Below are 17,075 nucleotides of genomic sequence, written 5' to 3'. Positions count from 1 at the left end.
GAGTTATGCCTCAAGGAGGACGTGCTAGAACCTATCCACAATTTATTCTTAAGCTAAGACTCTTTAACATCAGTCAAATAAAATAACTAACTTTACTACAAGAGGAGGTAGATATTACATGAACATATTAGCTGGAATTAAGCTACCAAAATCAGCCGAGAGTTCAAATGTATATATACGGTGTAATGAATCTGCATCTATAAGCTACCAAGAAGATGACAAAAAAGTTGTTTTATCTCATGGTGGTGTTGTATCCTCAAATTCTTACTTTAATTCGTTTTACGAGAGATATTATACTCAATATACAACTCTTAGCTCTATCTACTATGTGCTAAAACTTGAAGGCGACTTTAAAGTTTGTGTTTACAGAGAATTTGATGGACAAAAAAACAAAGAAATAATTTCTGAAGAGAGCTTTGAGAAATGTCAATTCTCTGAGCCTGTAAAAATCTCACCAATAAATCTCCTTCAAGGCAAAAAAGCGGGCAGAATATATTTTGAAATAACTTGTTCTAGTGAACAGGGCGAATTTAAAGGGGCATGGATAGCAACTGATGAACGTAAAACTAGAGAAGTATCATTGGGGATTGTCATTTGCACCTTTAAAAAAGAGGACTTCATACAAAATACATTAACTGCAATTTTTCAAGATGAATTACTAGAAACCAAGGACTTTAAAGTATTCGTTGTTGATAATGGTAGAACTTTAGATGAAGCTGATTTCGGAAAGCCAAAAATGAGGCTAGTTCCTAATATAAATGCGGGTGGAAGCGGTGGCTTTACCAGAGGGTTGGTCGAAGCTTTAGAGGAAAACAAATATTCTCACTTTTTGCTTATGGATGATGATATAGAGTTAGAAAGTGAATGTATTTATAAATTATTTCCTTTGTATGAATACGCCAAGTCTGATTTTGCTGTAGCCGGTGGACTGCTAAATTTACAGAAAAAGCATATGTTGTATGAAGCAGGAGCATCGTACAACGCCTATTCTAAAACTAGAGGATTTGGGCCTGGGGCATTAATTGCTTTAAATTATAATATCGATTTACGAGATTCTAATTCTCTCAACAGGTTGCTCAAGGAAGAAGATGTAGACTATGGCGGATTTTGGTTTTTCTCTTTTTCTAAGGAACTTGTTGAACAAACTCAATTACCGCTGCCTTTATTTATCAAAATAGATGATGTAGAGTTTGGTTTAAGAATAAAAGAGTTGGGCAATAACATTGTAGCTTTTCCATCAATGGCGGTGTGGCATCAACCAGCGGTGGCCAAGAATGTAAATTGGGAAAATTATTATTATATCCGCAATGATTTAATAGCTTATTCCATCCATTATTCTCCAGAATACATGGATGCAGTTCAGCATTTGACAAAAGTCATTCTTCAGGCTTTAGCAAAATTTGATTATAATCATGTAGAGATGGTTGTAAAAGCTTTTGAAGACTATCTAAAAGGGCCAGATTTTATCAAAAACTCTGATCCAGAAACCTTTCACATGAGCATTGTAAACCTTAGTAAAAGCTATAATAACCAAAATGAGGTAGATAAATTAGCTGGTACTAACCTTTTGACTAGGTGGTTTAAAGTTGCTGCTGAAGGTATTAATGAATGGTCATCCGTAAGTACACAATGGAAAAGTGCTTCAAAGGAAATGACATCTACTATATTTTGGCAGCAATACCTTGGGCTAAACAACTAGAACTGAAAGCCTCCATTGGTTGATGGTTGACAGCTTCGACTGCCAGCAACTCAACAATCCACCACAAAAGCGCCTTGGGATTAATTGTGGTAGTTGACACTCCCCCGTCACAGCGTAGGGCTGTTTCGGGACAACCACGGGGGATTGCCCCTATGGAAAACTAGGCTTTTGTAGGGGCGGTGCCAAGAGTGCCCGCCCTCACCCACAGATGATGTCATGGGCATTTCAGGCATCGGGGCAACCACGGGGGGTTTGCGCCTACAAGAAAATGCAACAGCCCTGCCGCATTAGGGCATTCCCACTTTCTGATATCCAATGAAAGCCAATTTACAACAGATTGCTAGCTTATAGACGACAATAGCCGCATTTAGAAAACCAGTTTTTTAGATGTTGAGGATTAATTAAATAAGCGTGCGAAGTGCGACCCGGATTGGGTATCAGATGGAAGCAACTTGAGTTAAATGATGACATAATCTTCGCCCACAACAGATTGAGTGACCTGTGGTTCCGGCTCTACTGGGTCGCTGTAATGAGTGTCAATGTGTTTGATGAAACTTTCCCGATAAGCTTTGAGATGCGAGTTAAGTGCTTCGAGATCCTGCTCTCCTGTCGCGAAACCCCTCTCTCTTCTGAAGTGACCGGATTCCTTAACAAAAGCCATGTCAACTTGCCACAAAGCTTTATCAATCGGGCGATATGCCAAATCAACAATATCGTAAGCTGCGAATCCTTGGGACTTCATAAAACTCATTACATCATACATCTGACCGAACAAAGTAACTTCTACAATTACATATTCAGTCTGCTGCAAAATCTCAGTGGCTCCCGCTAAAACATCTAATTCCTGTCCGTCTACATCGACTTTAATTAAATACGGGCCTGGCAAGTTTCTTTCCCTGCATATTCCATCGAGGGTAATTGCTGGTATGTTTCTCAAATAAGGATTGGTGCTGTCAGTAGCGAGATTTTCATAAAGTGAAGAATGCAACATAGAGGGACAGACGTTAAGCGTGAAAACTCCAGCTTCTTTGGTCGCTGCCGCAATAATGTATTCTGCACTTTTGAGCTTGCGGCAAATTTTGGCTAGATAAGGTTCATTTTCGGCGATGGGTTCAATTAGCAAATGTCGCGCATCGGGGAAAGTTTCGTAAAGGTTAAAAGTTCCCAAGGCGGCACCGACATCAATCACAGTTCTTGGTTGAAAACCTAATTTTTTAGCCAGCAGCAAGCTGCCTGACATGGAGTTTCTGAGAATTCCTGTTTGTTGGTTCACAATTTTTTTTCTACTTTTTTGAAGGTATAGAAACGAAATGTTAAATGTGTGGAAATTTGGGTTAGTTTTTCACTTTCAAATATTTCACTATTCTCTACATTTTTTTAGTAAGAGGCTTTTGGGTCTGTTCCACAAAAGAATTGATTTGTAATGGAACAGGCCGAAAAGCTTCTGAGATTGTTGCTAAATGTGAGTCAACCCAACTTGCTACTATTTCGCGGATTTCTGCGCCTTGTTTTCCGGTTCGACAGATTGCAAAGCTTCGTCGAGAATTGCCCGTGCTTCTTCGGCTTTACTTCTAGCTTCTCGATAGCGGACGTTAGCTTGAGCAAAGTTTTTGAGAACCTTGAAACCATCTTTCAAACGACCAATTTCCTCGGCACTCACAGCCTCATCTGTAAACAAAATGTCGATCGCCGCCCGGATTTTGAGGGCTTCTTCGCGGGATTCCATGACTTTCAATTTGAGACTTGCCAAATTGCTCAAAATCTGGACTGCTTCTGTAATCGCGTCCTCGCCGTCAGACGCAGCATCTTCGATATCCTTAACTTCAACAAACTGCTTGGGCCCAAATCCCTCCACGAGTTCCGTAGGCAGTTTGCCCTCATCCATGAGATCCATCAGCCGATCCATCGCTTCTTCGCGGGCTTTGGCTGAATCTTTCCCTTTGACAGTTAAAATAATTTCGGGGCTTTGAGGAAGTGTATAGCGAACCATATTTTGACAGCCTGTGCGCGAAAACAATTGAATGATATTTTATCTTTATTCGATCGCCAGTTGCAGCTATCAATCCGCTCCATTACCAACCGCTTGCCAAAACTTGACACATATACACTCAAAAGGAACCCTCGACAATGAAAGATAAATTTCTTAACTTTCTCAACTTGATTTTAGTAGCTGATGTATTTTTCGTCTTTGCCATTTTTGGGTGGTTTGTGATCGCCGTAGCAGGTCGATCGACCGGGGTGAATCTCGGTTTTGATTTGTGGTACAGTCTCTGGCAGCCCGTATTTAATCCCGCCCTGGGAATTCTTATGGGTGGTGCTATTCTCAGCGGTATAATTAACCAAGTTTCTAAACGCCTCAATTCCAAGTAAAATTGATGTTTTGTTGGAGACGGCGATTGGCGATGCTACGCAAGTTAGCGATCAAACTTGTAGGGCGCGTCAGAGATGAGGCACTAAATTAGGTCGATGAAGCTTGAAAATACATAAGTAGTCAAAAACGAGTGAAACGCTCCCCGAAGGAGCGATGTCTTATGAAAGCAATCACAAAAGTTATCAGAGCTTTACATTCTGTTACAGAGTAAACTTGATTTTCGCCTACGTATTTACGTCGAAAATCACGATTGGACGATCGGCATCTAAAAATATCAACTCATATTCAGAGTAACAAAAGTCGGGCATTAATTATGGGAGAACAAAAATGTATCGGTATCCTCACTAGCGGGGGTGACTGTGCAGGCTTAAACGCAGTTATTCGAGCCGTTGTCCACCGCGCAACGGGAACTTACAATTGGAAAGTGATGGGGATTCGTCAAGCCACCAACGGATTGATGAGTCGTCCCCCGGAAGCAATTCCCTTGGATATTGAGAAAGTAGACTCGTGGCTCACCATTGGCGGTACGATGCTAGGCACGACAAATAAGGGCGACCCTTTTGCTTTCCCGATGCTGGATGGGACTATACGCGATCGTACTGAGGACATCATCGAAGGCTATCATCAACTAGGTCTGGATGCCTTAATTGGCATTGGTGGCGATGGCAGTCTTGCCATTCTCAGGAAGATTGCTCTACAAGGCAATTTGAATTTAGTTGCTATTCCTAAAACTATTGATAATGATGTCGGAATTACCGAGCGTTCCATCGGTTTTGATACTGCTGTCAATATTGCCACTGAAGCACTCGATCGCTTGCATTTTACTGCTGCCAGTCACAGTCGCGTCATGATTGTTGAAGTCATGGGACGCGACGCTGGACATATTGCGATCAGTGCCGGAATTTCTGGGGGAGCTGATATAATTCTGATTCCCGAAATCCCTTACAAAATTTCTAATATCTGCGCCCAAATCCAAGAACGCCAAGACCGGGGGAAAAACTACTGTTTAATTATAGTAGCGGAGGCAGTTCGCACTGAAGAAGGCGAGTTAGTAATGCACACAAATCGCTTAAGTCAAAGTCGATTAGGCGGAATTGGTCAGTATTTAGCTGATACAATTTCTGAGTGCAGCGGTGCAGAAACTCGCGTCACTGTTTTGGGACATATTCAACGCGGAGGAACTCCTTCATCGCTAGAAAGATTAATTGCTTCTGCTTTTGGCGTCGCAGCAGTTGATTTAATTGCCGAAGAGAAATACGACTGCATGGTATCTTGGCAAAAGCGGGAAGTTGTGAGCGTTCCTCTGGAAGATGCGATCGCCAAATACAGACCTGTAGACTTCGATGGTACTCTGGTTAAAACGGCCCGCGGTTTAGGGATTTGTCTGGGAGATTAAACAATTAGCCCTCCGATTTCTCAAAGATTGAGTCCGGGACGCACTCAGAACCAAGAAACCGGGTTTTTCAACCGAGACGGAGGGTTTTAAGCCAGTGTATTGTCGTAAAAAAACCAAGGTGATGACCAAGAATTTCAAAGGTGGTATCCGCCACGTGATTTATCCGTGGAATCAATCCAAAATCGAAAATCGAAAATCCTCCAGCCCCCGCTTTTATCTCGCGCAAGTCAATCGAAAATCTAAAATCTAAAATCTAAAATCGATTGACCGTCTGTACTTCCAGGACTAAGATTAACCTGGAAGCAGTGACGTTTCAACTATTTAGTGTAACGTGCAATCAGTTCCGAGCGAGTATCCACCCAGAGTGCGATCGCACTCGGAACTACAAAATACCGCAACAAGTGGAAAGGTGAGAAATTGACACCATTTACTACGGAAATTAGAGTGCGACATTATGAAATGGATGCTCTCGGTCACGTAAATAATGCTGTTTACCAGCATTATTTAGAACACGCTGCGATCGAACATTTAGAACATTTGGGATTTACTCTCGATCGCTACCGGGAACTGGGCGGCGTCTTTGTAATGCGGCGGATAGAGATTGACTATTTGCGATCGGCCGCCGCAGGCGATCGATTGGAGATATCCACTTGGATCGAACAAATGCGCGGCCCGCGCGCTGTCCGCCGCTACGAAATTCGCTTAGCTGGAAGTGACGAAATCTTGTTAAAAGCCGAGGCGCTTTGGGTTTGGGTTGAAGTTACCACCATGCGCCCGCGAGCAATTCCCAAACAAATAATTGATATTTTTCAATCGCAGTTTCAAGAATTACCAAAATAAAAGAAAAATAAACTATTCTGTTTGCAACATCCTGTAAAAATTTAGTGTTTGTAGTGAAGATTTAAGCCCTCTATTAATCATATCTTGCACCAGTGTTAATAAGCCTTTCACGGGCGGGTTCTCCGGTAAACCACACAAGAAAATTTACTCTTTGTGGACCAGGCATCTTGCCTGTTCTTGAGAATGGTGCAAGATGTGAGATATTCCCCATTTGTAGAAGTGCAAAAAGTTGATTGTGGCCGGGGCCGCAAATCCCGATGGCAAAAAGTCGGATCGCCCGCCTGCCAGTTTGGATGTCACAGAGGTACGATGGAATATAGGGAGGGAGGCCAAGCCGGCGAAGGTTAAGCTTGGTGACAATACCCACAGGAAGGAAAAAATGACACTTAACTTGCGGCGACCGATTTTAATAGGCGGAATAGGACTTTCAGCAGCGCTGTGGCTGCTGGAAACTCTACAGCATTCGGGTTCAGAAATGGGCGAAACGGCACTCATCGGCTTGGCTGCTGCCGGTGCGGGGTATTGGTGGTGGAAACAACAATCCCCCAAACTCGAACTCGCACTCCCGCAACCCCTGGCGAACCGGGAAGCAGCCGAAAAAGCGATCGCGGCTTCCGAAGCGGCAATTAAATTGCTAGCCTCAGAAGCTCAAAACTCCGCCGATCCTGCCAATCTAACAGCAAAGCTCGATCGGCTCAGAGCCGAATTAGATAGACAAGATTTACGGATTACCGTAACAGGCGGCAAAGCTGTCGGCAAAACTGCCTTAATTCAAGTTTTAAATTCTAATTGGGTCTCTCAACACTCGCAAAAGCTTAGTTTACAAGAAACAGCAGCGCTGTTTGCTAATACAAATGCCGATGCCAAAATCAACGGTGATTTAGTGCTGTTTGTAACAGCGGGCGACATCACAGATTCCGAATTTAAAACATTATCTCAGTTAGCGTCCGCAGGTCAGCGCGTGTTGCTAATCTGGAACAAACTAGACCAATATTTGCCAGAACAGCAGTCGCAGGTTTTGAACTCTTTGCAGCAGAAAATGCAAGGAATATTGGGGACAGAAGAGATAATTGCGATCGCAGCTTCTCCCAATTCTATTAAAGTGCGCCAGCACCAAGCGGACGGCACATTTAAAGAACGGATCGAAAATCAAGTCTCTCAACTCGACGCGCTGACGGAAAGATTGACTAAAATCTTAACTGAAGAGCGGCAACAGTTGGTCTGGGCGAGTGCAGTGCGCGAGGCTGCAAGTATCAAGCTAGAGGCAAAAACCTTATTAAATGCAGTCAGGCGCGATCGGGCAATTCCCATTATCGAACAATATCAGTACATCGCCGCCGCCGCCGTCTTTACTAACCCGGTTCCAGCTTTAGACTTGCTAGCAACAACCGCCATCAGTACCCAACTCGTAATTGACCTCGGCGCTATCTACCAGCAACAGTTTTCCTTAGACCAAGCTAAGACAGTAGCGGGTACTTTAGCTAATCAAATGTTTAAATTGGGATTAGTAGAACTGTCTACCCAAACTATTACTGGACTGCTGAAAAGCAATGCCGTCACCTATGTAGCAGGAGGCGCTGTGCAGGGAATTAGTGCAGCATATTTTACCAGAATAGCAGGACTGAGTTTAATTGAATATTTCCAAAGTCAAGAACTGGAAAATGCTCCCAAAGGCATTTTCAATCTCGACCAGTTGACTAAAACTTTGCAAGCAGTATTTACGCAAAATCAGCAAGTTTCCTTCTTGCAATCTTTCGTCAACCAAGTGGCGAGTCGCCTTTCATCTCAGGTATCTGGGCCCGAAACCGTTAAGTCGGCGGCCAATTAAGTAAAATAAAGGAACCGGCAAGATGCCTGTTCCACAAGACAGTTTTTCTGTTGTGGAACAGGCATCTTGCTTGTTCCACGGCAGAACCAGGCAACCAGTTAATATTTTCCTTCTTCCTTCTGCCTTCTGTTATACAATTAAATAAACTTTGCACGATGATACAAACTCAACCCAAAATACTAACCTTTGAAGAATTTCTAGAAGACAAAGCCGAGAACAGATGCTACGAACTTCACGACGGGGTAATGGTTGAAATGCAGCCAACAGGAGAACACGAAGATATCACAGCATACCTTGTTCAAGAATTTACGCTGCTCTACACCCAACTGCAACTTCCATACCGCATTCCCTCGAAAGCGCTAGTTAAGCCCCCAGCTAAAGATACAGGATATATTCCTGATGTTTTGCTATTAAACCGTCAGGCTTTAGCGTCGGAACCCTTATGGTTGAAGTCAGCAACAATCACCCAAGGAACATCTATCCCGCTACTTGTTGAAGTTGTTAGTACCAACTGGCGCGACGATTATCTCAAAAAGTTGGCAGATTACGAAATGATGGGCATCCTCGAATATTGGATTGCGGATTATGCTGCATTCGGCGGAATACGTCATATTGGCGACCCCAAAGAACCGACGCTTTCGGTTTGTCAGCTCGTGGACGGAGAGTATAGGATTAGACAGTTCAGAGGGAGCGATCGCATTATTTCACCTACATTTCCCAATATGGAGCTGAACGTCGATCAAATTTTCCGAGGCGGCGCCTAGTGTTAGGGAAAAGAACAGGCAAGATACCTGTCCCACAAAAATTTTTTGTTATTGTGGAACGGGCGGGATATCCCGTTCAATATTTTTTGGAAAACTCACAACAAAAAAATTATAAATTTATGAAAAATTGTATTAAAATAAGAAATAGGATTTATAATTCGACGATCAATTATACCTGCTTAACAAAGCCGATCGCCAATGGCTGACAATTCCCTTCAAGAAAATCGATTATCTCTTGCCCGTGCCAGTTTGCGCGAAGCCCTGGCGCGCTATTCCCACCTGCGCCAAGGGAAAAAAAACTCGAATAATACAGAATTAGAAGCGGCGCTGCAATATCAGTTAGATATTTTAACTTCCACCTCAGAAAAACTAGACCACAACATAATCCGCATTGCTACTTTCGGCTTAGTCAGCCGTGGCAAGTCAGCCGTATTAAACGCGCTTTTAGGTCATAAAATTCTGCAAACAGGCCCTCTCAACGGCGTAACTCAGTGGCCGCGTTCCGTGCGCTGGAGTGTGCCTTTATCATTCCTTGACAGCGAGGAATCTCCCCAACCCCCCCTGGCCAAGGGGGGGAAAGGAGGCGTGCAAGTAGAATTAATCGATACTCCGGGACTTGATGAAGTTGGTGGCGAAGTGCGCGGCGAAATGGCGAAACAAGTAACTCGTCAAGCTGACTTAATTCTCTTTGTCGTTGCAGGCGATATCACCCGAACTGAATATCAAGCGCTTTGCGAATTGCAAACAGCTCAAAAACCGGTGATTTTAGTTTTTAATAAAATTGACCTGTATCCAGAATTAGACAGAAAAGCTATTTACCAAAGTTTGCAAGCGCTGGGAAATTCTGAAGAGTTAGCAGCCACTGCGGTAACAGAGGAAACAGATAGCGAAAATTTGTCCGATCGCCCAAACAACTCCTCCCATAAATCTACTGTAAAATCACCGCCTAAAACTTCCAAATCTTTAGAAATCGTCATGGTAGCCGCCGAACCAGCGCCGGTGCAAGTGCGGGTGGAATGGTCCGACGGAAGAGTCAGTCACGAATGGGAGTCGCCGCCGGCGCAGATAGACGAACTCAAACATAAAATTCTCACAATTCTTAACAGAGAAGGTCGATCGCTTCTCGCTCTAAATGCTTTAGTTGAAGCTAGAGACGCCGAAGCCAACATTGCCCGTCACGTTCTCAAATTGCGACAAACAGAAGCCGAAGATTTAATCTGGCAATTTGCAAAATATAAAGCTTTGGCTGTCGGTTTAAATCCCGTGGCATTCTTGGATGTAATGGGAGCAAGTGTCGCAGATTTAGCCTTAATTCGCTCTTTATCCAGACTTTATGGCTTACCCATGACTGGTTACGAAGCGGGGAAACTTTGGCAGACTATTTTCTCCAGCGCTGGCGGCGTACTTTTGGGAGAATTGGGCAGCAGTTTCCTCTTGGGATTTGGCAAAAGTGCAGCCGCAGCGGCCCCGCACATCGGCTTTTCTACTTTTGCCGGAGTCGCTGTCACTCAAGCTAGTTTAGCAGCTTACGGAACCTACGCTGTCGGTCGTGCCGCCCAAGTTTATTTAGAAAAAGGCTGCACCTGGGGCCCCCTGGGACAAGATACGGTAATTCAAGAAATTCTCGCCACCATCGAGCGTAATACAATTATCGATCGCTTGCAGCAAGAGTTTAAAATTGGCAATTAAAAATTGCGCTAGTAGTTGAGTAGGGTAGGTCAGCAGATGGTTATTTGTGAATAATCGAAGAGCTAGGATCTGACGCACCCTACTGCTTGTATTCTTATACAATTGTCAAAAAAGAATGCAACTGTAGGTTAGCTCCCACGATAGCGATCAGTGATTCCCAATTCTTTAATCGAAAATCGAAAATCGAAAATCGAAAATCGAAAATCGTATTACCGTCTCGCGATTCTAACACCTTCCCTAAAATGGGCGATCGTGGCAATTACCGCTATAGAAAAATAAAATATTCTAATCAGCCAAAAACAAACCCGCATTGACCAAGTAACAATAGTCGGAGCAATACCTGTGAACTGTACAAATCTGGAATTAACTTTTTTTTCAAAGCTGTCAAGATCTTTCATCTCCGATTGTTTCGCCGGAATAACGGGAAACTGACCAGTATATACGTAATAACCGATAAAACCAGGCAATCCAACTTTTCTATTCAAAAATGAGTTAGTTAAGATTGCAGTTTGCGAAGGCGATAATTTATCCGATTCTTCCACTTTGTCCAGCCAAGAATTATATCGAATGGCTGGCGTAATCATGAAAACTAAGGGAACTATAACTATCAACACAGCAGCACTAATTTTGCGACCGTATTGAGGGTGTAAAAGCCTTGTCGCCACACCCACTCCCATACCGATAAATGCAAATATCAATATATTTAACAGTTCAATAATTTCGATCCCCCTCAACAAATCACCGATAATCAGAATTGTATATAATAATTTGTCAGCTAGTAGCAGAGCTGCCCACTTGATCAGCATTGAAACGCCTATAATAGTAGCTACAATCGCCACATACCCGATGGCACCTAGAACATACAGGAAAATGGAACCGGCTTGTTTGAATGATTGCATGGAATTATTCACTCTTGTGAAAGTTTAGGAGTCTGATTGACAAAATTTTTGAAAATTTAGAGCAATCTGGAGTTCCAAATTTGTTTTTTTAAATTGATTAGTTTGACATCTTGAAATCAAGCTAAAATCTACAATCTACAATCGATCGACAAGTTCCCGCGCGGCCGCTTTCGTGACTTGTGCGATCCGTTCTTTCACAACATCCTCTTCGATCGCCCTCGGCTCTGATTCTGGTTCGCGATCGATCCCCAACCATAAAAGATACTCGATATTACCGGCCGGGCCAAGTAAAGGCGACCACGTTAAGCCGCGTTGCTGCCATCCTAAAGCTGTGGCTGCCTTCCACACTTGAAAAATCGCATCAGCTTGAGTTGCTGAGTCTCGCACTACGCCTTTTTTCCCGACTCTCTCGCGCCCTACCTCAAACTGCGGCTTTACCAGCAACACGGCTTCTCGCGGTGGTGCCAACAATTCCCACAGCGCGGGTAAAATCTTATCCAGGGAAATAAACGACACATCTACTACCGCCAAATCTGCTGGCCCAGAGTCGCCGTAAAGCTGAGTAGCAGTCATGTACCGCAAATTGGTGCGTTCTTTCAAAATTACCCTCGGATCGTTACGCAAGCCCCAATCTGCTTGACCGTAGCCAACATCTACGCCGTAGACTAGGGCGGCCCCGGCTTGCAGCAAACAGTCGGTAAAACCGCCTGTGGAAATGCCCCCGTCGAGACAAATTCTGCCTGCAACGGGAATTGCAAAAACTTCTAAAGCTTTGGCTAATTTGTCGCCGCCTCTGGAAACATAGCGCGATCGCTCTTTAATCTGAATTTTTGCTGCAATGTCAACCTCAGTACCAGGTTTGTCAACTACCTGCTGGTTGATAGAGACTTTCCCAGTCCGAATCAATGCCTGAGCTTGCTGTCTGGAACTGCACAAATCTAGGCTGACCAATAAAGTGTCTAGTCGCTGTTTAGCCAAGGTTTTTAATCTGTACGGATAGGGTTAAGAACAGTACCAGATTAGCACTTACGCACAAGCCCCACTGCTAATTTTTGACGATTATTTTGGTTTTGCGATTGTCGCGAGGCGATCGCCCCCAGCTTACATGATGTGACTGAGATCGCTCTGAGTGTGTAGTTTTATCACAGATAAACATTCATAGAATCACACAATAATTTTTGTTACTAGCGGATGATTTATATGCAGCTAAAAGCGCTACAAATACCATCAGGGCGATCGACAATGAAAACAATTAACTTTCCTATCAGAAATCCCGGCAATTGTCAAGAAAATCCCCTCGCCTTCGTCAGCGGTGACATCATCCACATTCTTTACCCCAATGGCGAAGTAGAAGCAACAACCGTCGCACAAATCGATCTGCGCCAAACTAAAAATCCCCTGGACAAATGCCTCGTCTGGGGATGTGTTGACGATTTTTAGCACCAGTTTCAAACAAGAATGCAATTGTAGGGAAGCTCCAAACCCTTAATTCATAAGTCATTCCCAATTATTTAAATTTTTAATCTATTATTTTTAATCTATTATTTTTAATTTGAAATCTTTAATCTAGAATTGTATAACCCATAAAAAAAGATCGCTTGGAGGCGGTGAAGCCAAAAAAAGCGATCGATCCAACTGCTGCTAACTGCCAGCCACAAGTGCAATTTACTGCTAAAAGAATTAGCAAATTGACTTAAATATCTTGTTCGCTCAATTCGCGAATCATGTAATCAAAAGGCTGATCCAAAAAAGGCCCTACAGACAAGCCAGCAGCTTCCACCTGAGCCTTAACCATTTCCTTCATAATGCTAATCCCCATCACCGTCGGGCCAATAGGAACGCTTAGAGAATTGTAAGTTTCTCGCAAACCTTGCAGCACGCGCTCGTCGAGCACGTCGGTACTTCCAGCCACCAGGGCGTAAGTAGCATAGCGCAAGTAGTAGTCCATATCCCGCAGACAAGCCGCATAGCGACGAGTCGTGTAGGCATTTCCACCGGGACGGATCAGTTCGGGCTGTTCAGCGAATAGCTGGATACCAGCTTGCTTAACAATTGCCGCAGCATTGCTGTTAATCGCAGCCGCCGCCTGTACCCGTGCCGTGCCCGTTGCAAAATAAGATTTCAACCGATCGATACCATCTCGGTCTAAATACCTACCAGCAACATCATAATTTTCAATCAGGCTCGTCACTGCATCGCGCATAAGTTTCTCTCCCAAAAATCTTTATCAATACTTTGCTATCTGAGACAGACCGCCTATTGTAGACTACTACAAATCGGCGTTTGATTAAGATTTGAGATAGGATTTTCACGAAGGGTAGTCTATCCGTGGCAAACTGTCGTAAAATTCAGCCGTTTGCCTTGTATCTTCAGTCGAAAAATCCACAGGGCAAGAATTTCAAACTGCCCGGCCGCACTGGCCCCCTATTTCAGAATTTTGTAGCCCTAGATACAAAATAGTGGATACTGAAGGCCTACGATCGCCCAAACAGTCTGAAATCGGCCGATCGCCAAGAAACAACCAATATCAGGAGTAAGTCATGTTCCAGACACCCCAAGAAGCCTTAAACTACATAAAAGAAAATAAGATCCAGATCGTTGACCTCAAATTCATCGATATGCCGGGGATCTGGCAACACCTTTCCCTGTACCACGACCAAATCGACGAAACTGCATTCACAGACGGCGTACCCTTCGACGGTTCCAGCATTCGGGGCTGGAAAGCCATCAACGAATCAGACATGACGATGGTCATCGATCCGACCACCGCTTGGATGGACCCGTTCATGGCAGAACCGACCATCAGCTTCATTTGCAGCATCAAAGAACCTCGCACCGGCGAACCGTACAGTCGCTGTCCCCGCACCATTGCCCAAAAAGCCATAGACTACTTGCTTTCCACCGGTCTCGGCGATACAGCATTCTTTGGCCCGGAAGCAGAATTCTTTATTTTTGACGACGTTCGCTTCGACCAAACCCAAAATTCCGGCTACTATTACGTAGATTCGATCGAAGGTCGCTGGAATTCCGGCAAAGAAGAAGCAGGTGGCAACCTCGGCTATAAACCGCGTTACAAAGAAGGTTATTTCCCAGTAGCACCAACCGATACCTCTCAAGACATGAGAACGGAAATGCTGCTGACAATGGCAAAATGCGGCGTACCCATCGAAAAACACCACCACGAAGTCGCCACCGGCGGTCAATGCGAACTCGGTTTCCGCTTTGACACTTTGGTAAAAGCCGCCGACTACTTGCTGACTTACAAATACGTAATCAAAAACGTCGGCAAAAAATACGGCAAAACCATCACCTTTATGCCCAAACCGCTATTTAACGATAACGGTTCCGGGATGCACGTTCACCAGTCGATTTGGAAAGACGGCCAACCTCTATTTGCAGGCGATCAATATGCAGGTTTCAGTCAAATGGGACTGCATTACATTGGCGGCATTCTCAAGCACGCACCGGCACTTTTGGCACTCACCAATCCCACCACCAATTCCTACAAGCGCTTAGTTCCTGGTTTTGAAGCGCCTGTAAACTTAGCTTACTCTCAAGGAAATCGATCGGCATCAGTGCGGATTCCGTTGTCGGGAACCAACCCCAAAGCCAAGCGGTTAGAATTCCGCTGTCCCGATGCTACATCCAACCCCTATTTAGCATTTGCAGCCATGCTGTGCGCCGGCATTGACGGCATCAAGAATCAAATTGATCCGGGCGAACCTTTGGACGTGGATATCTACGACCTTTCCCCTGAAGAATTGAGCAAAATTCCTTCGACTCCCGGTTCATTGGAAGGCGCTTTAGAAGCTTTAGAAAAAGACCACAGTTTCTTAACTGAAACTGGCGTATTTACCGAAGACTTCATCCAAACCTGGATTTCCTACAAACTCGACAATGAAGTCAACCCGATGCGGCTGCGTCCTCACCCCTACGAGTTTGCTCTCTACTACGACTGTTAGAAAATTAAACATTAAAAATTAAAAGTTAAAACTGGTAATTATACCATTTTTAACCTGTGATTTTTAATTAATAAGAACGCCGCCCTTAAAAGCGGCGTTTTTTTGAAGTTTAGAACTTCTGGATCAACGCCCAGACTCTCCCGTTACCCGACACTATCTGGGCAACGCTGTTAGTAGTAGGGCCCATTGTAGCCTCAGAGACATCCTCTACAGCCCATTTATTTGCTTTCTCATCAACAATAAACAAATCGTCAGCGGTAGTGCCTTCCTGAACCCGATATATCTTATTCAAAATGAAACGTTGTCGCGCCTCAGCTTTTGGTATGCCCGTAACTTCATCAGGATCGATAGAGAGGGCACTGCCTTCTTGTAATGTACCTTTCGAGTTGCTTAAATTGCGATCGTCCCTTTGAGCAACCCGCACGCCGTGAAGCTGCAAACGAGGCTCAATCTCAGAGATATTTGAGATAGCAGCTACGGCCCCACTTTTTCCCAAACCGAGAACCGCTGCACTAACAGTCAAAATTAGCAAAAAATTGAAAGGATTCACTGTATTTATGCTCCTTCTTTTGTGAGATTCTGCACTCATTCTAAATTAGCAATTAGCAATTAACAATGACCAAACGATGTCCGATATTTTTGTGATGATCCGCAATCAGAGTAACGTCGCCATGACTTCAGTTGACGGCATTGCGTTTGTCACTTTACTGACTCAAGAAGGACGAGTGCTGGCCGAGGAGACAGTTGACCTGTTTGAAGCTGATGTGAATTTTGATAACCTGAAGCCGGGAAAATATACTGTAGTTGTCAGGCACGAAGGCGTTGAACCTCGATCGGCAACTTGTAGTGTTACAATCACCGATGAAGATAAAGTAATCATGCTGACATTTGTTTACCTGGAGCTAGAACGGGTGCTGCTCCGCATTCAAACTTCAACCGAAGAAAGACTATGACCGTGAAAGTTACTCCGCCAAATTCAATTAAAATGTTTCGTTATCGAGTACATTTCTTGGCCAAAGACCTCTGGAGGGAAAAAAACCCGGTTTGTCGGATGAATCTGGCTTTACAGTTAGCCGATGTGGCGACAACTTTGGCTAGGTTAGAAGTAGAAGAGGCGCGAAAATTTCAACAAGAGTCTGCTAGTGTTGAGGCTTCAGACTCGACGGAACCTGAAGAGTTTTGAGTGCGTGAGATTGCTTTCTGCGATCCGCGCCACCCTTGCGTGATAGCAGTTTAAAAAAATAATCTAACTGTATAAAAGCTCCCAACCCTGATAGTCATCAGTCATTTTTAATCTAAAATCTAACATCTAAAATGGTAGGGCTCGCAACACCAAATTATTTTCGTTGGTTGGGCTAGTAAAAAAATTGTCTGTATAAAATTGAATCTCCGTGCTAAACAATAACTTTCTGCCTTGGGAGGTAATTGGTTGTCGAAAAAAGTGCGTTACACTTATATAAGTATCTTTACAAAACAACATAAAAGCATGACTGTTGCCTATCCCCGCAAGCTTCGCAACGCTATGGGAGCGCGCGAAATTTTAGCTAATGTAGGGCTTGCTGAATAATCGATCGCACATCAAGAATAAGAGCGATCGATATCTTCAAGCCGAGTTAAATATAAGTTT

The 17,075-nt window shown here is 43.9% G+C and carries 18 protein-coding genes; 11 read left to right on the top strand and 7 right to left on the bottom strand.

Translation table 11 applies throughout. The features are described 5' to 3' along the window. The first annotated feature begins 118 nt into the window (after window positions 1-118). The gene (locus tag QT979_RS25070; RefSeq protein WP_333312004.1) at window positions 119-1,699 is read left to right on the top strand and encodes a glycosyltransferase; all 1,581 of its coding nucleotides are present in this window, start codon (window positions 119-121) and stop codon (window positions 1,697-1,699) included. On the opposite strand, the gene QT979_RS25065 is transcribed toward QT979_RS25070, so the two are convergent. From QT979_RS25065 to QT979_RS25055, 3 genes are all read right to left on the bottom strand, one after another. Continuing rightward, complete coding sequence (locus QT979_RS25065; protein WP_333312003.1) at window positions 1,662-1,799, bottom strand: hypothetical protein; 138 nt, start codon at window positions 1,797-1,799, stop codon at window positions 1,662-1,664. The genes QT979_RS25070 and QT979_RS25065 overlap by 38 nt on opposite strands. A 357-nt stretch (window positions 1,800-2,156) precedes the next feature. Beyond that, complete coding sequence (locus QT979_RS25060; protein WP_333211657.1) at window positions 2,157-2,972, bottom strand: FkbM family methyltransferase; 816 nt, start codon at window positions 2,970-2,972, stop codon at window positions 2,157-2,159. Between the two features lie 210 nt (window positions 2,973-3,182). Beyond that, window positions 3,183-3,689, bottom strand: a complete 507-nt coding sequence (locus tag QT979_RS25055) for a hypothetical protein (protein ID WP_333211658.1) — start codon at window positions 3,687-3,689, stop codon at window positions 3,183-3,185. A 137-nt stretch (window positions 3,690-3,826) separates the two neighbouring features. Here QT979_RS25055 and QT979_RS25050 point away from each other — a divergent pair, with 137 nt between their 5' ends. The 6 genes from QT979_RS25050 (at window position 3,827) to QT979_RS25025 (ending at window position 10,587) form a co-directional block, all read left to right on the top strand. Continuing rightward, window positions 3,827-4,069, top strand: a complete 243-nt coding sequence (locus tag QT979_RS25050; protein ID WP_333211660.1) for a hypothetical protein — start codon at window positions 3,827-3,829, stop codon at window positions 4,067-4,069. 314 nt (window positions 4,070-4,383) lie between these two features. Continuing rightward, window positions 4,384-5,466, top strand: coding sequence for an ATP-dependent 6-phosphofructokinase (locus QT979_RS25045; RefSeq protein ID WP_333211661.1), 1,083 nt, complete (start codon window positions 4,384-4,386; stop codon window positions 5,464-5,466). Window positions 5,467-5,883: 417 nt separating this feature from the next. Then, entirely contained in the window at window positions 5,884-6,306 is a 423-nt protein-coding gene (locus QT979_RS25040; protein ID WP_333312002.1) for a thioesterase family protein, read from the top strand. A 235-nt stretch (window positions 6,307-6,541) separates the two neighbouring features. Continuing rightward, a complete protein-coding gene (locus QT979_RS25035) occupies window positions 6,542-8,134 on the top strand; it encodes a slr1306 family protein (RefSeq protein WP_333312001.1) in 1,593 nt (530 codons plus the stop codon). 155 nt (window positions 8,135-8,289) lie between these two features. Continuing rightward, window positions 8,290-8,898, top strand: a complete 609-nt coding sequence (locus tag QT979_RS25030; RefSeq protein WP_333211667.1) for a Uma2 family endonuclease — start codon at window positions 8,290-8,292, stop codon at window positions 8,896-8,898. A 198-nt stretch (window positions 8,899-9,096) separates the two neighbouring features. Beyond that, the gene (locus QT979_RS25025) at window positions 9,097-10,587 is read left to right on the top strand and encodes a DUF697 domain-containing protein (RefSeq protein ID WP_333312000.1); all 1,491 of its coding nucleotides are present in this window, start codon (window positions 9,097-9,099) and stop codon (window positions 10,585-10,587) included. Between the two features lie 209 nt (window positions 10,588-10,796). Here QT979_RS25025 and QT979_RS25020 read toward each other — a convergent pair whose 3' ends face one another. Both QT979_RS25020 and QT979_RS25015 read right to left on the bottom strand, forming a co-directional pair. After that, entirely contained in the window at window positions 10,797-11,486 is a 690-nt protein-coding gene (locus tag QT979_RS25020; protein ID WP_333211670.1) for a hypothetical protein, read from the bottom strand. 135 nt (window positions 11,487-11,621) lie between these two features. Then, window positions 11,622-12,464: a TlyA family RNA methyltransferase gene (locus tag QT979_RS25015; RefSeq protein WP_333211671.1), complete on the bottom strand. Its 843-nt coding sequence runs from the start codon at window positions 12,462-12,464 to the stop codon at window positions 11,622-11,624. A 222-nt stretch (window positions 12,465-12,686) separates the two neighbouring features. Between QT979_RS25015 and QT979_RS25010 the strand changes: the two genes are divergently transcribed. Continuing rightward, window positions 12,687-12,926, top strand: coding sequence for a hypothetical protein (locus QT979_RS25010; protein ID WP_333311999.1), 240 nt, complete (start codon window positions 12,687-12,689; stop codon window positions 12,924-12,926). Window positions 12,927-13,179: 253 nt separating this feature from the next. Here the strand turns inward: QT979_RS25010 and apcB are convergent, their stop codons facing one another. Then, a complete protein-coding gene (apcB, locus tag QT979_RS25005; protein ID WP_293258696.1) occupies window positions 13,180-13,689 on the bottom strand; it encodes an allophycocyanin subunit beta in 510 nt (169 codons plus the stop codon). 337 nt (window positions 13,690-14,026) lie between these two features. Between apcB and glnA the strand changes: the two genes are divergently transcribed. After that, window positions 14,027-15,448 (top strand): type I glutamate--ammonia ligase, encoded by a 1,422-nt coding sequence (gene glnA, locus QT979_RS25000; RefSeq protein WP_333311998.1) that lies wholly within the window; start codon window positions 14,027-14,029, stop codon window positions 15,446-15,448. Window positions 15,449-15,557: 109 nt separating this feature from the next. Here glnA and QT979_RS24995 read toward each other — a convergent pair whose 3' ends face one another. Further along, window positions 15,558-15,998, bottom strand: a complete 441-nt coding sequence (locus QT979_RS24995) for a hypothetical protein (RefSeq protein ID WP_333311997.1) — start codon at window positions 15,996-15,998, stop codon at window positions 15,558-15,560. 76 nt (window positions 15,999-16,074) lie between these two features. Here QT979_RS24995 and QT979_RS24990 point away from each other — a divergent pair, with 76 nt between their 5' ends. Then, complete coding sequence (locus QT979_RS24990) at window positions 16,075-16,401, top strand: hypothetical protein (RefSeq protein WP_333084935.1); 327 nt, start codon at window positions 16,075-16,077, stop codon at window positions 16,399-16,401. Continuing rightward, window positions 16,398-16,631, top strand: coding sequence for a hypothetical protein (locus QT979_RS24985; RefSeq protein WP_333084936.1), 234 nt, complete (start codon window positions 16,398-16,400; stop codon window positions 16,629-16,631). Before QT979_RS24990 ends, QT979_RS24985 begins: the two co-directional genes overlap by 4 nt. Window positions 16,632-17,075 lie beyond the last annotated feature (444 nt).

This window comes from Microcoleus sp. w2-18bC1 (assembly GCF_036700365.1).
In the GTDB taxonomy this organism is placed as follows: Bacteria; Cyanobacteriota; Cyanobacteriia; order Cyanobacteriales; family Microcoleaceae; genus Microcoleus.
The sequence above is the reverse complement of the archived record's forward strand: the minus strand, read 5'-3'. Positions and strand labels throughout refer to the sequence as shown.

Excerpts from the sequence above, each read along its gene's own strand:
- QT979_RS24990 (WP_333084935.1), top strand. The coding sequence starts at position 16,075 with ATGTCCGATATTTTTGTGATGATCCGCAATCAGAGTAACGTCGCCATG.
- QT979_RS25055 (WP_333211658.1), bottom strand. The coding sequence starts at position 3,689 with ATGGTTCGCTATACACTTCCTCAAAGCCCCGAAATTATTTTAACTGTC.
- apcB (WP_293258696.1), bottom strand. The coding sequence starts at position 13,689 with ATGCGCGATGCAGTGACGAGCCTGATTGAAAATTATGATGTTGCTGGT.
- QT979_RS25045 (WP_333211661.1), top strand. The coding sequence starts at position 4,384 with ATGGGAGAACAAAAATGTATCGGTATCCTCACTAGCGGGGGTGACTGT.
- QT979_RS25020 (WP_333211670.1), bottom strand. The coding sequence starts at position 11,486 with ATGCAATCATTCAAACAAGCCGGTTCCATTTTCCTGTATGTTCTAGGT.
- QT979_RS25070 (WP_333312004.1), top strand. The coding sequence starts at position 119 with ATGAACATATTAGCTGGAATTAAGCTACCAAAATCAGCCGAGAGTTCA.
- QT979_RS24985 (WP_333084936.1), top strand. The coding sequence starts at position 16,398 with ATGACCGTGAAAGTTACTCCGCCAAATTCAATTAAAATGTTTCGTTAT.
- QT979_RS25030 (WP_333211667.1), top strand. The coding sequence starts at position 8,290 with ATGATACAAACTCAACCCAAAATACTAACCTTTGAAGAATTTCTAGAA.
- QT979_RS25025 (WP_333312000.1), top strand. The coding sequence starts at position 9,097 with ATGGCTGACAATTCCCTTCAAGAAAATCGATTATCTCTTGCCCGTGCC.
- glnA (WP_333311998.1), top strand. The coding sequence starts at position 14,027 with ATGTTCCAGACACCCCAAGAAGCCTTAAACTACATAAAAGAAAATAAG.
- QT979_RS25050 (WP_333211660.1), top strand. The coding sequence starts at position 3,827 with ATGAAAGATAAATTTCTTAACTTTCTCAACTTGATTTTAGTAGCTGAT.
- QT979_RS25010 (WP_333311999.1), top strand. The coding sequence starts at position 12,687 with ATGCAGCTAAAAGCGCTACAAATACCATCAGGGCGATCGACAATGAAA.